The sequence below is a fragment of the Cupriavidus sp. 10L45 genome, assembly GCF_056395225.1.
The window spans coordinates 54,872-68,569 of sequence record NZ_JBFTJC010000011.1 but is presented as its reverse complement, the minus strand read 5'-3'; the positions used below and the strand labels follow the sequence as shown (position 1 = coordinate 68,569).

Annotated in this window: 14 protein-coding genes; 9 read left to right on the top strand and 5 right to left on the bottom strand. The window is 65.9% G+C overall.

Features of this window, described 5'->3' with window-relative positions:
* Nucleotides 1-240: a hypothetical protein gene (locus AC1DFU_RS20105; protein ID WP_441591044.1), complete on the bottom strand. Its 240-nt coding sequence runs from the start codon at nucleotides 238-240 to the stop codon at nucleotides 1-3.
* 252 nt (nucleotides 241-492) lie between these two features.
* On the opposite strand from AC1DFU_RS20105, the gene AC1DFU_RS20100 reads away from it, so the two are divergent.
* On the top strand, nucleotides 493-939 hold the full coding sequence (locus AC1DFU_RS20100) for a DUF3597 domain-containing protein (protein WP_441591043.1): 447 nt from the start codon (nucleotides 493-495) through the stop codon (nucleotides 937-939).
* A 75-nt stretch (nucleotides 940-1,014) separates the two neighbouring features.
* Here the strand turns inward: AC1DFU_RS20100 and AC1DFU_RS20095 are convergent, their stop codons facing one another.
* The 4 genes from AC1DFU_RS20095 to AC1DFU_RS20080 form a co-directional block, all read right to left on the bottom strand.
* Entirely contained in the window at nucleotides 1,015-1,353 is a 339-nt protein-coding gene (locus AC1DFU_RS20095; protein ID WP_092293140.1) for a hypothetical protein, read from the bottom strand.
* A gap of 1 nt (nucleotide 1,354) precedes the next feature.
* A complete protein-coding gene (locus AC1DFU_RS20090) occupies nucleotides 1,355-1,672 on the bottom strand; it encodes a hypothetical protein (RefSeq protein ID WP_092293142.1) in 318 nt (105 codons plus the stop codon).
* Nucleotides 1,653-2,285 carry a hypothetical protein gene (locus tag AC1DFU_RS20085; protein WP_441591042.1) on the bottom strand — a complete coding sequence of 211 codons (633 nt, stop codon included), beginning with the start codon at nucleotides 2,283-2,285 and terminating at the stop codon, nucleotides 1,653-1,655. Before AC1DFU_RS20085 ends, AC1DFU_RS20090 begins: the two co-directional genes overlap by 20 nt.
* A gap of 101 nt (nucleotides 2,286-2,386) precedes the next feature.
* On the bottom strand, nucleotides 2,387-3,886 hold the full coding sequence (locus AC1DFU_RS20080) for an amino acid permease (RefSeq protein ID WP_092293146.1): 1,500 nt from the start codon (nucleotides 3,884-3,886) through the stop codon (nucleotides 2,387-2,389).
* A gap of 502 nt (nucleotides 3,887-4,388) precedes the next feature.
* Here AC1DFU_RS20080 and AC1DFU_RS20075 point away from each other — a divergent pair.
* From AC1DFU_RS20075 to AC1DFU_RS20040, 8 genes are all read left to right on the top strand, one after another.
* Nucleotides 4,389-6,470: a 3-hydroxyacyl-CoA dehydrogenase NAD-binding domain-containing protein gene (locus tag AC1DFU_RS20075; protein ID WP_092293149.1), complete on the top strand. Its 2,082-nt coding sequence runs from the start codon at nucleotides 4,389-4,391 to the stop codon at nucleotides 6,468-6,470.
* Nucleotides 6,471-6,518: 48 nt separating this feature from the next.
* Nucleotides 6,519-7,169: a bifunctional nicotinamidase/pyrazinamidase gene (gene pncA / locus AC1DFU_RS20070; protein ID WP_441591041.1), complete on the top strand. Its 651-nt coding sequence runs from the start codon at nucleotides 6,519-6,521 to the stop codon at nucleotides 7,167-7,169.
* 48 nt (nucleotides 7,170-7,217) lie between these two features.
* Nucleotides 7,218-8,396: an acetyl-CoA C-acyltransferase gene (locus AC1DFU_RS20065; RefSeq protein ID WP_092293153.1), complete on the top strand. Its 1,179-nt coding sequence runs from the start codon at nucleotides 7,218-7,220 to the stop codon at nucleotides 8,394-8,396.
* Nucleotides 8,397-8,576: 180 nt separating this feature from the next.
* The gene (locus AC1DFU_RS20060) at nucleotides 8,577-10,436 is read left to right on the top strand and encodes an acyl-CoA dehydrogenase (protein ID WP_441591040.1); all 1,860 of its coding nucleotides are present in this window, start codon (nucleotides 8,577-8,579) and stop codon (nucleotides 10,434-10,436) included.
* A 42-nt stretch (nucleotides 10,437-10,478) separates the two neighbouring features.
* A complete protein-coding gene (locus tag AC1DFU_RS20055) occupies nucleotides 10,479-11,261 on the top strand; it encodes an SDR family oxidoreductase (protein ID WP_092293158.1) in 783 nt (260 codons plus the stop codon).
* A 25-nt stretch (nucleotides 11,262-11,286) separates the two neighbouring features.
* Nucleotides 11,287-11,727 (top strand): PaaI family thioesterase, encoded by a 441-nt coding sequence (locus tag AC1DFU_RS20050; RefSeq protein WP_092293161.1) that lies wholly within the window; start codon nucleotides 11,287-11,289, stop codon nucleotides 11,725-11,727.
* A 64-nt stretch (nucleotides 11,728-11,791) separates the two neighbouring features.
* A complete protein-coding gene (locus tag AC1DFU_RS20045; RefSeq protein ID WP_092293163.1) occupies nucleotides 11,792-12,805 on the top strand; it encodes an NADP-dependent oxidoreductase in 1,014 nt (337 codons plus the stop codon).
* Nucleotides 12,806-12,838: 33 nt separating this feature from the next.
* Nucleotides 12,839-13,681 carry a class II aldolase/adducin family protein gene (locus tag AC1DFU_RS20040; protein WP_441591039.1) on the top strand — a complete coding sequence of 281 codons (843 nt, stop codon included), beginning with the start codon at nucleotides 12,839-12,841 and terminating at the stop codon, nucleotides 13,679-13,681.
* Nucleotides 13,682-13,698: the final 17 nt, after the last annotated feature.

Here is a 13,698-nt window from a genome sequence, read left to right as displayed (position 1 = left end):
TTACTTCCGCCGCCCCGCGCCCGGGCGGCTCTTTGTCTTGGCACGCTTCTTAGTAGGAGCAGCCGGGGTGAGGGCGGCCAGCCAGGCATCAGTCGTGGTTTTCATCATGCTGGACGTTGCCAACGCGGCCTGGCGTTTGGCTTCGGCGGTCGCGCGGCCTCGGGCGGCGCCCGCTACGGCGTTGGCGCCGCTCAGCCACATGCTCAGCATGGGGTTTTTCTTCAGCCAGGGGTTCTTCATCGTCGGTTCCTTGGAGTTCGTCGATCGTTCGTCGATCAATAAGGAACCGGGGCGCACGATGCGTGCCAGTGCGGGACGCCGCCGGGCGTGGCGAGGGATGGGGTGGCGTTGCAGAATCGCCCGACCGTTCCGCTCGCGCGTTGTAACGATGGCGGCAGTTGGCGGCTCAAGCGCCGTGCGTGGCGTGGTGCGACGATGGGAACGGAACTTGCGGGACGGGTTCGCTACAACGAACGTTGCGCAGGAGGCGCCATGAGCATCTTCAAGGACATTCTGAACAAGCTGCTGCACCGGTCCCAGCCGGCCCAGCCACAGGCGGGCACGGCAAGCGCGGCCCCCGGCACGGGCACCACTGCGCCGGCGGCCAGCCCCAGTCCGGCCACGCCCGGCGCGGCGCCGGCCGGTGCGGGTACCCCGGGTGGCGCTGCAAAGCCGCTGTCGGCCGTCGATGTGGAAGCGGTCATGGACAAGGCCGTCACCGAGTCGGGGCGACAACTGAACTGGCGGACGTCGATTGTCGACACCATGAAGGCGCTCGGCATCGACAGCAGCCTGGAACACCGCAAGGAACTGGCGAAGGAGCTGAACTACACCGGTGACATGAACGACTCCGCCGCCATGAACATCTGGCTGCACAAGAAGGTCATGACGGAGCTGGCCGCGAACGGCGGCAAGCTGCCGCCGAACCTGGCGTCGTAAGTCAACGAAAGGGCGGGGGCGCGCCGGTGTGGACGTCTCTCGATCACCAATCCAGTGATCAGTGATCGAGGGGCACTATACCGGCCAACCTCCGGTGAACAGTCCGATCAGCGTCGTTACGAGCCAGGGCAGCGACCATGCCCAGTTCAGCCATATTGACCGCTGGCGGATCCAGAGCCCAGCGAGGGCGAACAGCCAGTAGCAGGCAGTCAGTCCCTGACGGTAAAGATGGGCGAGCGGGTCCTGAAACCCCTCCGACTCCCAGATCGGCCCATACACGGGATAGGTGGCCTGCGGGCCTTCGAGGACATTGGCTGCCGCCAACAGGCATTGGAGCGCAAGGGCCAGGAGGTGGCACATCAACATCCCCGACCAGACCATCCGCAACCCGCGTTCGATATTGGACCAGGGCATGTCAGGGATAGATATAGGCGTGCAGGACGATGCCGAACAGCAGTGGCATCGACCATGCCCAGTTTAGCCAGCGGCGGCGTTGCCGGACCCACAGCCCAGCCAATGCGAACAGAAGCAGGAAGATCTGTTCCCCGCTCGATTCGAAGTATGCGCGAAGGTTGGGGAATCCCTGGATCCGCCAGAGGGGCGGGCCGTTGTCGTCAGCAGGGTGCGGAATGCCGGCGACCGTCGCGAGGTCCGCGCACACGCTTAGGAAAAGAACGACCAGCAGCACGGACCAGAGGATGCGACAACCACGTTCAATAGCGAACCACGACATCCATGTCCTTTCCATACTTTAGAAATGCATCAACGAATGAAGGCATGTCGGAGGTCAGGTCTATACAGCCTGCCGAGCCGGCGACCCAGCCACCATGGATCGAGAAATCGCTGCGTCCATGTGTCCGGGTGCCCGGGAGTGGGTCCAGCCATACCCGGCGCTTGCCCCAGGACATGACGCAGCCCGGCCAGGTTCCACTTCCCTTCACGATGCCGAAGGCGCGGATGATGCACCGTCGTCGATCGGACCAGGAGTAGTTTTCCCACCGCTGCAGGCGGTCTTGCCTTGCACTGTAGTGGCCTTCGGGAATGGGCCCCAGATGCCGGGTTGCCTGATGTTCCTTGTCTGTATGTCCGGGCGCGCCCGAGACAGCATGCCACGACTGGTGCGCGCCATTCTCAACCCAAATGAGACGTGTGCCGTTGAAGTGCAACGTCGCTCGACGGGACTCCATGCGACGTATGGTCTCGGCAAGTCCGAGCATGCGAACGATCGATTCAGTATCGTTGCCAGCGGCGGCGGCAATCCCCAAGCGGCGGCCCGCCAGTTCGCGGAGCTCGGTTGCCAGATCCTGGCTCGCGTCGACTTCCCTGGCGATGTCTCTGGCGTCCATATGGGCCTCCACTCAAAGGTGAACGCCCAGCCTACCTATCCGACCGCTGCCCGCCTTGCGCGGGATCAATTGCCCGCATACTGTCTCAAACCTCAACACCCTTACCGCTTCGTTGCCTTCGGCAGGTCGAACGGCATGTCCTCATAGTCGATCAGCCGGGTCTTTTTGACGATCCGGTAGCCGATCCACAGGGCCAGGAACATCGGCACGCCGATATAGGTCGCCAGGATCTCTGGCCAGCGGTTGGCAATATCGGCGAATGCCTGGTAGTTCTGGCCGGCCACGATGACCACACACAGCACGCCGGCGAAGATCGGGCCGAAGGGGTAGAGGGGGGACCGGTATGCGAGGTCGCTCACGCTGTAGCCCTGGTAGACCAGCCCGCGCCGGAAGCGGTAGTGGCTCAGGGCGATGCCGAGCCAGGCGAAGAAGCCGGTCATGGCCGAGGTATTGAGCAGCCACAGGTACACCGCCTTGTCGCCAAACAGTGAACTGAAGAAGCACAGCGCGCCGATGCCGGTGGTGATCAGCAGCGCGTTGAACGGCACGCCGCTCGGCGTCAGCCGGGCGAACATGCGCGGGGCGCGGCCGCTGACGGCCAGGCCGTACAGGATGCGGGTGGAGACATACATGCTCGAGGTGCCCGCCGACAGCAGCGCCGTCAGCACCACCGCGTTCATCAGCCCCGCCGCGAAGGCCAGCCCGGCGTGGCGGAAGACCAGCGCGAACGGGCTCACGCCCACGTCGGTCACGTCGTTGCGCAGCAGGCTCGGGTCGGTGTAGGGAATCAGCACGCCGATGATCAGGATCGCCAGCACATAGAACAGCAGGATGCGCCAGAACGTCTGCCGGATGGCGCGCGGCAGCGTGCGGGCCGGGTCGGTGGCTTCGCCGGCGGCCACGCCCACGGTCTCGGTGCCCTGGAACGAGAACCCGGCGATCATCGCCACCGCGAACATCCCCGGCAGCCCGCCGACGAACGGCGCCTCGCCCATGGTGAAGTTGTGCCAGCCCGACTGCGGCCCGCCGTGCATGATGCCGACAATCATCAGCACGCCCACACCGAGAAACACCACCACCGTGACCACCTTGATCAGCGCGAACCAGTATTCGGCCTCGCCGAAGCCGCGCACCGAGAACGCGTTGAGCGCGAACATCAGTGCCAGGAAGCTGGCGCTCCAGGCCACGCCCGGCACGTCCGGGAACCAGTACTGCATGACGAGCTGGGCGGCGGTCAGTTCCACCGCAATCGTCACGGCCAGGCTGAACCAGTAGTTCCAGCCCAGCGCGAAGCCGAAGCCTTCCTCGACATAGACCGCGCTATAGGTGACAAACGAGCCGGCCACGGGCATGTGCACGGCCAGTTCGCCGAGGCTGGTCATCAGGCAATAGACCATCAGGCCGATCAGGCAGTAGGCGAGCAGGGCGCCGCCGGGGCCGGACTGGGCGATCGAGGCGCCGGAGGCCACGAACAGCCCCGTGCCGATGGCCCCGCCGAGGGCGATCATGGTCAGGTGGCGTGCCTTGAGCTGGCGGCGCAGGTCGTCGTGCTCGACGACGGGATGTTGATGCGGATGGGGATGCGAGTGAGTGGAAGACATCAGGTAGACACAGGGTCGCTGCAACGTCAGGGAATACCGGCGGCCTCGTAAGCCGGCCGGGGCGCGCGGGGACGCCATACCCATAAAAACGAAAAGGCGCGAGTCTAACCTGTCCTTTTTAGTGGATTGGAGGGCGGCGTCAAATAAAGTCGAACCCGGGCCGCAGGGTGGTTGAAAAGTGCCTCCGCCGCCATGACGGGCATCAAGCGGGCCGATTCCCTACGGGTTCCCCCTGAGGGTTTCGGCCCGCTTCGAGGCTCACCATGAACGCCGGATGGAGCGGCCATGAAGCCCGCGCATGACAGGGAATCCATCGCAGAAAATTGAAATTGAACGACCGTGCTATTTTGTGTATGCTTGATCCGCTTTCGGGCCCGACAGCCCGTGGAGCAAGGGATTGCGGGGTGAGGAGACATTTCACGACACCGCCGCGCAAGGCCCCGGCCGTAACAAAAATTCGAGAATTCGAATCCCGAGACAACCAAAGACCAAAGGAACCAGCATGACAGCGCAGTATCAGGTTCAGGACGGCGTTGCCGTCATCACGCTCGACAATCCCCCCGTCAACGGCCTGGGTCACAGCACCCGGCTGGGCATCGTCGAAGGCTTGACCCGTGCGCTGGACGATGCGGCCGTCAAGGCCGTCGTCATCACCGGCGCCGGCAAGGCTTTCTCGGGCGGCGCCGACATCCGCGAATTCAACACGCCGAAGGCCACGCAGGAGCCGACGCTGCATTCGGTGATCCGCGCCGTGGAAGCCTCCGCCAAGCCGGTTGTGGCCGCGATCCACTCGGTCGCCATGGGCGGCGGGCTGGAACTGGCGCTGGGCTGTAACTACCGCGTGGCCGCCAAGGGCGCGCAGATCGCGCTGCCGGAAGTGAAGCTGGGCCTGCTGCCCGGCGCCGGTGGCACGCAGCGCCTGCCACGCGTGATCGGCCTGGAGCATGCGCTGAACATGATCGTCTCGGGCACGGCCATCCCGTCCGAGAAGTTTGCGGGTTCGAAGCTGTTCGATGAAATCGTCGACGGTGACGTGCTGCCCGCCGCCATCAAGTTCGCCCAGAACGTTGGCGCGGCCCCCGGCCCGTACCCGAAGGTGCGCGACCTGAAGGTGCGCCACGAGAACGCCGAGGGCTTCCTGGCCTTCGCCAAGACCACCGTGGCCGCCGTAGCCAAGAACTTCCCGGCGCCGCTGAAGTGCGTGGAGGCCGTGGCCGCCTCGCTCAAGCCGTTCGAGCAGGGCCTGAAGGCCGAGCGCGAAGGCTTCATGTACCTGGTCGGCACGCCGGAATCGCGCGCGCTGCGCCATGCCTTCTTCGGCGAGCGCGCCGCCAGCAAGATTCCCGATGTGTCCAGCGACACGCCGGTGCGCAAGGTCGAGCGCGTGGCCGTGATCGGCGCCGGCACCATGGGCGGCGGCATCACCATGAACTTCCTGAACGCAGGCATTCCGGTGACCATGCTGGAAACCAAGCAGGAAGCGCTGGACCGTGGCGTGACCACGATCCGCAAGAACTACGAGAACAGCGCCAAGAAGGGCAAGCTCACGCAGGAGAAGGTCGAGCAGCGCATGGGCCTGCTGAACACCACGCTGTCCTATGACGACATCAAGGACGCCGACATGGTCATCGAGGCCGTGTTCGAGGAAATGGGCGTCAAGGAAATCGTGTTCAAGAAGCTGGACGAAGTGATGAAGCCCGGCGCGATCCTGGCCTCCAACACCTCCACGCTCGATGTGAACAAGATCGCCTCGTTCACCAAGCGTCCGCAGGACGTAGTCGGCATGCACTTCTTCAGCCCGGCCAACGTCATGAAGCTGCTGGAAGTAGTGCGTGGCGCGGAAACCGGCAAGGACGTGCTGGCCACGGTGATGCAGATCGCCAAGAAGATCAAGAAGACGGCCGTGGTGTCCGGCGTCTGCGACGGCTTCATCGGCAACCGCATGATCGAGCAGTACAGCCGCCAGGCTGGCTATCTGCTGGACGAAGGCGCGCTGCCCGAGCAGGTGGACAAGGCCATCGAGAAGTTCGGTTTCGCCATGGGCCCGTTCCGCATGGGCGACCTGGCCGGCAACGACATCGGCTGGGCCATCCGCAAGCGTCGCGCCGTGGACAAGCCGGACATCCAGTACTCGAAGACCGCCGACAAGCTCTGCGAGCTGGGCCGCTTCGGCCAGAAGACCGGCGCCGGCTGGTACGACTACAAGCCGGGCGACCGCAAGCCGTACCCGAACCAGCAGGTCAACGACATGATCGTCGAGCACTCGAAGGCGCTCGGACTCACGCGCCGCAAGATTTCCGACGAGGAGATCGTGGAGCGCCTGGTGTTCGCGCTGGTCAACGAGGGCGCCAAGATCCTGGACGAAGGCATTGCCTCGAAGGCGTCCGACATCGACATGGTCTACCTGACTGGCTACGGCTTCCCGCTGTTCCGCGGCGGCCCGATGCTGTACGCGGACCAGGTTGGCCTGTTCAACGTGGTCCAGGCCATGCAGCGCTACGCCAAGGGTTATCACGGCGAAGCCTGGAAGCCGGCCGCACTGCTGACGAAGCTGGCCGACGAGGGCAAGGGCTTCAACGGCTGACCCGCCACCGATATAGATAGTAGATAGCGTGAGGAAGCGGATTCGACCATGACCTACGGCGCGCAGGACTGCCTGCTGGTGATCGACGTGCAGAACGACTTCATGCCCGATGGCGCGCTGGCCGTGCCCCGTGGCGATGAAGTGGTGCCCGTCATCAACCGGCTGGCGCGGGCGTTCGGCCATGTGGTGATGACGCAGGACTGGCATCCCGCCGGGCATGCGTCGTTCGCCACCAGCCACGCCGGCCGCGCGCCGTTCCAGACCACCACGCTGGCCTATGGCGAGCAGGTGCTCTGGCCGGACCATTGCGTGCAGGAGACCCCGGGCGCCGCGCTGCATGCGGACCTGTGTATCCCGCACGCAAGGCTGGTGCTGCGCAAGGGCCATCATGCGGACGTGGACAGCTATTCCGCGTTCCTGGAGGCCGACCGCACCACCCGCACCGGGCTGGCCGGCTACCTGCGGGAGCATGGCGTCACCCGCGTCTTCTGCGCCGGGCTGGCCACGGACTACTGCGTGGCCTGGAGCGCGCTCGATGCGCGCGCCGCCGGCTTCGAGGTCGTGGTGATCGAGGACGCCTGCCGCGCCATCGACCTGAACGGCTCGCTGGAACAGGCCTGGGCGGACATGACCGCCGCCGGCGTGGTCCGGGCGACGTCGGCCCAGGTCCTGGAAGGCCATCCCGCCGCCCCACGCTGAACACACTGAATAACTCGCAAGAGACACCAAGATACCGAGGAGCAAGACATGAACGAGGCAGTCATCGTATCCACGGCCCGCACCGGGCTGGCCAAGAGCTGGAAGGGCGCATTCAACATGACCCACGGCGCGACCCTGGGCGGTCACGCGGTCCAGCACGCCATCGCGCGCGCCAAGATCGAGGCGGGTGAAGTGGAAGACGTGCTGATGGGCTGTGCCAACCCGGAAGGCGCCACCGGTGCCAACATCGCGCGCCAGATCGCTCTGCGCGCCGGCTGCCCGGTGACCGTGCCCGGCGCCACCGTGAACCGCTTCTGCTCGTCCGGCCTGCAAACCATCGCCATGGCCGCACAGCGCGTGATTGCCGATGAAGGCGACATCTTCGTGGCCGGCGGCGTGGAGTCCATCTCGTGCGTACAGCAGGAGATGAACCGCCACATGATCCAGGAAAGCTGGCTCAACAAGAACAAGCCGGAAATCTACTGGAGCATGCTCCAGACCGCCGAGAACGTGGCCAAGCGCTACAACATCTCGAAGGAGCGCCAGGACGAATACGGCGTGCGCAGCCAGCAACGTGCCGCCGCCGCGCTGGAAGCCGGCAAGTTCAAGGACGAGATCGTGCCGATGACGGTCCTCGCAGGCGTGGCCGACAAGGCTACCGGCCAGCTGATGACCAAGGAAGTGACGATCGACGCCGACGAGGGCATCCGCGCCGACACCACGCTGGAAGGCGTGTCGAAGATCCGCACCGCCATGCCCGGCGGCGTGGTCACGGCCGGCAATGCCTCGCAGTTCTCCGACGGCGCCTCGGCAGTGGTGGTGATGAACGCGAGCGTGGCGGCCGCCCGCGGCCTGCAGCCGCTGGGCGTGTTCCGCGGCTTTGCCGTGGCCGGCTGCGAGCCTGACGAAATGGGCATCGGCCCGGTGTTCGCGGTGCCCAAGCTGCTGAAGAAGGCCGGCTTGAAGGTGGACGACATCGGCCTGTGGGAGCTGAACGAGGCCTTCGCGGTGCAGGTGCTCTACTGCGCCGACACCCTCGGCATTCCGATGGACCGCCTGAACGTGAACGGCGGCGCCATCGCCGTGGGCCACCCGTACGGCGTCTCCGGCGCCCGCCTGGTCGGCCATGCGCTGATCGAAGGCAAGCGCCGTGGCGTGAAGTACGTGGTCGTGACGATGTGCATCGGCGGCGGCCAGGGCGCTGCCGGGCTGTTCGAAGTGCTGTAAGTCTTCTCCCGCTTGATGGTTGTCTCCCCTCTCCCTCTGGGAGAGGGGCGGGGGAGAGGGCAGGCGGTTCAACATGCGCTATCGCATCGAGACATTCCCGCCCTCTCCCCCAACCCCTCTCCCGCAAGCGGGAGAGGGGAGCAACATCCCTCATCCCCTCAGCCCGGAGCCTCGCATTCCATGTCGCTGATTCTTTCCCGCCGTGACCTCAATTTTGTGCTCTATGAGTGGCTCAAGGCGGAGGACCTCACCCAGATTCCCCGTTACGCAGACCACTCGCGCGAGACCTTCGACGCCGCGCTGGACACCTGCGAGAAGATCGCCACGGACCTGTTCGCGCCGCACAACAAGAAGAGCGATGCCAACGAGCCGCACTTCGATGGCGAGACGGTCACCATCATTCCCGAAGTCAGCACCGCCCTGCGCGCCTTCTGCGACGCCGGCCTGATGGCCGCCGGGCAGGACTACGAGTACGGCGGCATGCAGCTGCCGGTCACGCTCGAGAAGGCCGCGTTCGCGTACTTCAAGGCGGCCAACGTCGGCACGAGTTCGTATCCGTTCCTGACCATCGGCAACGCCAACCTGCTGCTCACCCACGGCACGGCGGCGCAGATCGACACTTTTGTTCGCCCCGAACTCGAAGGCCGCTTCTTCGGCACGATGTGCCTGTCGGAGCCGCAGGCGGGCTCGTCGCTGTCGGACATCACCACGCGGGCCGACTACGAAGGCGAATCGCCGCTCGGCCAGCAATACCGGCTGCGCGGCAACAAGATGTGGATCTCGGCCGGCGAGCACGAGCTGTCGGACAACATCGTCCACCTCGTGCTGGCCAAGATTCCCGGCCCGGACGGCAAGCTGATCCCGGGCGTCAAGGGCATCTCGCTGTTCATCGTGCCGAAGTTCCTCGTCAATGGCGACGGCTCGCTCGGCGAGCATAACGACGTGGTGCTGGCCGGCCTGAACCACAAGATGGGCTATCGCGGCACCACCAACTGCCTGCTGAACTTCGGCGAAGGCATGAAATATCGCCCGGACGGCAAGGCTGGCGCCATCGGCTACCTCGTGGGCGAGCCCCACAAGGGCCTGGCCTGCATGTTCCACATGATGAACGAGGCCCGCATCGGCGTGGGTCTGGGCGCGGTGACGCTGGGCTACACCGGCTACCTCCATGCGCTGGACTACGCGCGCAACCGTCCGCAGGGCCGGCCAGTCGGCCCGGGTGGCAAGGACCCGGCCAGCCCGCAGGTGAAGCTGGTCGAGCATGCCGACATCCGCCGCATGCTGCTGGCGCAGAAGAGCTATGTCGAAGGCGGCCTGGCGCTGAACCTGTACTGCGCGCGGCTGGTGGACGAGGAACACGCGGCCAAGGCTGCCGGCGAGGCCGAGCGGCACCGTGAACTGTCCCTGCTGCTCGACATCCTGACCCCGATCGCCAAGAGCTGGCCGTCGCAATGGTGTCTGGAGGCGAACAACCTCGCCATCCAGGTGCATGGCGGCTACGGCTACACGCGCGAGTACAACGTCGAACAGTTCTATCGCGATAACCGCCTGAACCCGATTCACGAAGGCACCCACGGCATTCAGGGGCTGGACCTGCTGGGCCGCAAGGTCGTGATGCAGGACGGCGCCGCGCTCCGGCTGGTGGGTGAGCGCCTGCGCGCCACGTGCGAGCGCGCCGTCGCCACCGGTGACAAGACGCTGGCGGCGCAGGCCGCCGCGCTCGGCAAGGCGTCCCAGCGGCTGGCGGAAGTCACCGCCACGCTGTGGTCCGCAGGGGACCCCAACGTCACGCTCGCCAACGCCTCGGTCTATCTGGAGGCGTTCGGCCACGTGGTGGTGGCGTGGATCTGGCTGGAGCAGGCGCTGGTGGCACAAGCCGCGCTGCCGCAGGCACAAGGCGAAGACGCCGATTTCTATCGCGGCAAGCTGGCGGCGGCGGCGTTCTTCTTCCGCTTCGAGCTGCCGAAGGTGTACCCGCAGCTCGACCTGCTGGCCACGCTGGACCGTACGACGCTGGACATGCAGGACGCCTGGTTCTGACCCCCGTCGCGCCCGCATCCACAAGAAAACAAGGAGACAAGCATGCACACCATCCAGCAACTGTTCGACCTCAAGGGCCAGACCGCGCTGATCACCGGCGGCTCGCGCGGGCTCGGGCTGCAGATTGCCGAGGCGCTGGGCGAGCAGGGCGCGCGCATCGTGCTGTCCGCCCGCAAGGCCGACGAGCTGCAGGCCGCGCAGGCGCATTTGCAGTCGCGCGGCATCGAGGCCGACTGGATCGCCGCCGATGGCGCGCGTGATGACGAAATCGCCCGGCTGGCCGATGAGTCGCTGGCCCGGCTCGGCCACATCGACATCCTGGTCAACAACGCCGGCGCCACCTGGGGCGCCCCGGCCGAAGACCACCCCGTGGAAGCGTGGGACAAGGTGATGAACCTGAACATCCGCGGCCTGTTCCTGCTGACGCAGCGCGTGGGCAAGCTGTCGATGATCCCGCGCCGCCATGGCCGCGTGATCAACGTGGCGTCCATTGCCGGGCTGGCTGGCAACCCGCCGGGCAGCATGGAGACGATTGCCTACAACACTTCCAAGGGCGCCGTGGTCAACTTCACGCGCACGCTGGCGGCCGAGTGGGGCGAGCACAACATCACCGTCAACGCGCTGGCGCCGGGCTTCTTCCCGTCGAAGATGACCAAGGGCTCGCTGGAGCGGCTGGGCGTGGAGGCGATGTGCGCCGGCGTGCCGCTGCACCGCCTGGGCGACGACGAAGACCTCAAGGGCGCCGCGCTGCTGTTCGCCACGGCGGCGGGCAAGCACATCACCGGCCAGATCCTGGCCGTCGACGGTGGCGTGAGCGCGGTCTGAGCGCAACCTGAGCCCCATCTGAGCCATGACACAAGACAACGGCTTCAACCTCAAGATCCCGTTCCTGGCCGACCTCGGCGTGCGCTGCAACTTCATGGAGGGCGGGCGCAGCGAGATCGAACTCGACCTGCGCGAACGCCACCAGAACAGCTGGGACATGGCCCACGGCGGCGTGCTGATGACGCTGCTGGACGTGGCCATGGCCGTCGCCGGCCGTTCGATGGACACCGATGGCCGGGGCGTGGTCACCATCGAGATGAAAACCAGCTTTATGGCGCCGGGGCGCGGCAAGCTGCGCGCGCGTGGGCTGGCCGTGCATCGCACCTCGACCATGGTGTTCTGCGAGGGCGAGATCGTCGATGAGGCCGGCGCCATCGTCTCCAAGGCCTCAGGCACCTTCAAGTACATCAAGCGCAAGCCGCCCCAGCGCAAGCCCGGCTCGCCTGACTCCGGCGCGGACGGCTGAGTGCCGCGCCGCGTTTTCTCGTAATTTTCCGAACGTATCTCCTGACCGAGCGAAGGAACCCATCATGTCGAAGCAAACCTATCAGCGCATCGTCCTGGCATCGCGCCCCGAGGCCGCCGTCACGCCCGACAACTTCCGGCTGGAGCAGGCGCCCGTGCCGGAACTGGCCGATGGCCAGGTGCTCGTGCGCAACCACTATTTGTCGCTGGACCCGTACATGCGCGGCCGCATGAGCGAGGGCAAGTCGTACGCCAACCCGCAGCCGCTGGGCGAAGTGATGATCGGCGGCACCGTGGGCGAGGTGGCGGCGAGCAAGAATCCGAAGTGGAACGTGGGCGACAAGGTCGTCGGCATGTTCGGCTGGCAGGAATACGGCGTGACCGATGGCGGCGGCATCCAGAAGGTCGACACCACGCATATCCCGCTGTCGGCCTACCTCGGCTCGGTGGGCATGCCCGGCGTGACCGCCTGGTACGGCCTGAACAAGATCATCGCGCCGAAGGCGGGCGAGACCATCGTGGTCAGCGCCGCGTCCGGCGCGGTGGGCAGCGTGGTGGGCCAGTTGGCCAAGCTGGCCGGCTGCCGCGTGATCGGCGTGGCCGGTGGCAAGGACAAGTGCGACTACGTGGTCAAGGAACTCGGCTTCGACGCCTGCGTGGACTACAAGGCCGCCAAGGACGCCAAGGAACTCTATGCAATGGTCAAGGAAGTCACCCCGGACGGCATCGACGGTTACTTCGAGAACGTGGGCGGCGACATCCTCGACGTGGTGCTGGCCCGCCTGAACGCCTTCGCGCGCGTGGCGGTGTGCGGCCTGATCGCCGGCTACGACGGCCAGGACATGCCGATCCGCAATCCGCGGGCGATCCTTGTATCGCGTGCACGCATCGAGGGCTTTATCGTCTCCGAGCACATGGACGTCTGGCCGCAGGCGCTCAAGGAACTGGGCACCTACGTCGCCCAAGGCAAGATCAAGTTCCGCGAGAGCATTGCCGAAGGGCTGGCCAGCGCGCCGGAAGCCTTTATCGGCCTGCTGAAGGGCAAGAACTTCGGCAAGCAGCTCGTGAAGCTGGTCTGACGCTAAACGTATACATATAGAGGGAGACACCCCATGAACGCCCCGCAATCCGCACCCCGCCCCGACGACATGGCCGAGGGCCTGTCCGAGGAGGTCAAGGCCCGCTACCGCAACCTGCCGCGCCCGCCCAAGTTCGACACCCCGGCGCAGGAGCGGCTGCACCGCAAGCAGCGGCTGGCGGCGGCGTTCCGGCTGTTCTCGAAATTCGGATTCGATGAAGGCGTGGCTGGCCATATCACCGCGCGCGACCCCGAGTTCGAGGACACCTTCTGGGTCAACCCGTTCGGCGTCCATTTCAGCCAGGTGACGGTGTCGAACCTGATCCGCTGCGACCACCACGGCAACGTGGTGGAGGGCGACTACCCGGTCAACGCGGCGGCGTTCGCCATCCACTCGCGCGTGCACGGGACCCGGCCGGACGCCGTGGCGGCGGCGCACTCGCACAGCACCCATGGCCGCGCGTGGTCCACGCTGGGCCGCAAGCTCGATCCGCTGACCCAGGACGTCTGCGCCTTCTACGACGACCACGCGCTGTATGACGACTTCGGCGGCGTGGTGGTGGAACTCGACGAAGGCCAGCGCATTGCCAACGCGCTGGGCGACAACAAGGCCGCCATCCTCCAGAACCACGGCCTGCTGACCGTCGGCAAGACCGTGGACGAAGCCGCGTGGTGGTTCATCACGATGGAGCGCTCGTGCCAGGTGCAACTGCTGGCGGAGGCCGCGGCGGCGCGTACCAACGCCCCGCTCAAGATGATTGGCGAGGCAGCGGCGCGGCAGGCATACTCCATCGTCGGTACCGCACAGGCGGGCTGGTTCCAGTTCCAGCCGCTGTACGCGCGCATCGTGCGCGAGCAGCCCGACCTCCTGGAATAAGCCCCCAATCGATCCAA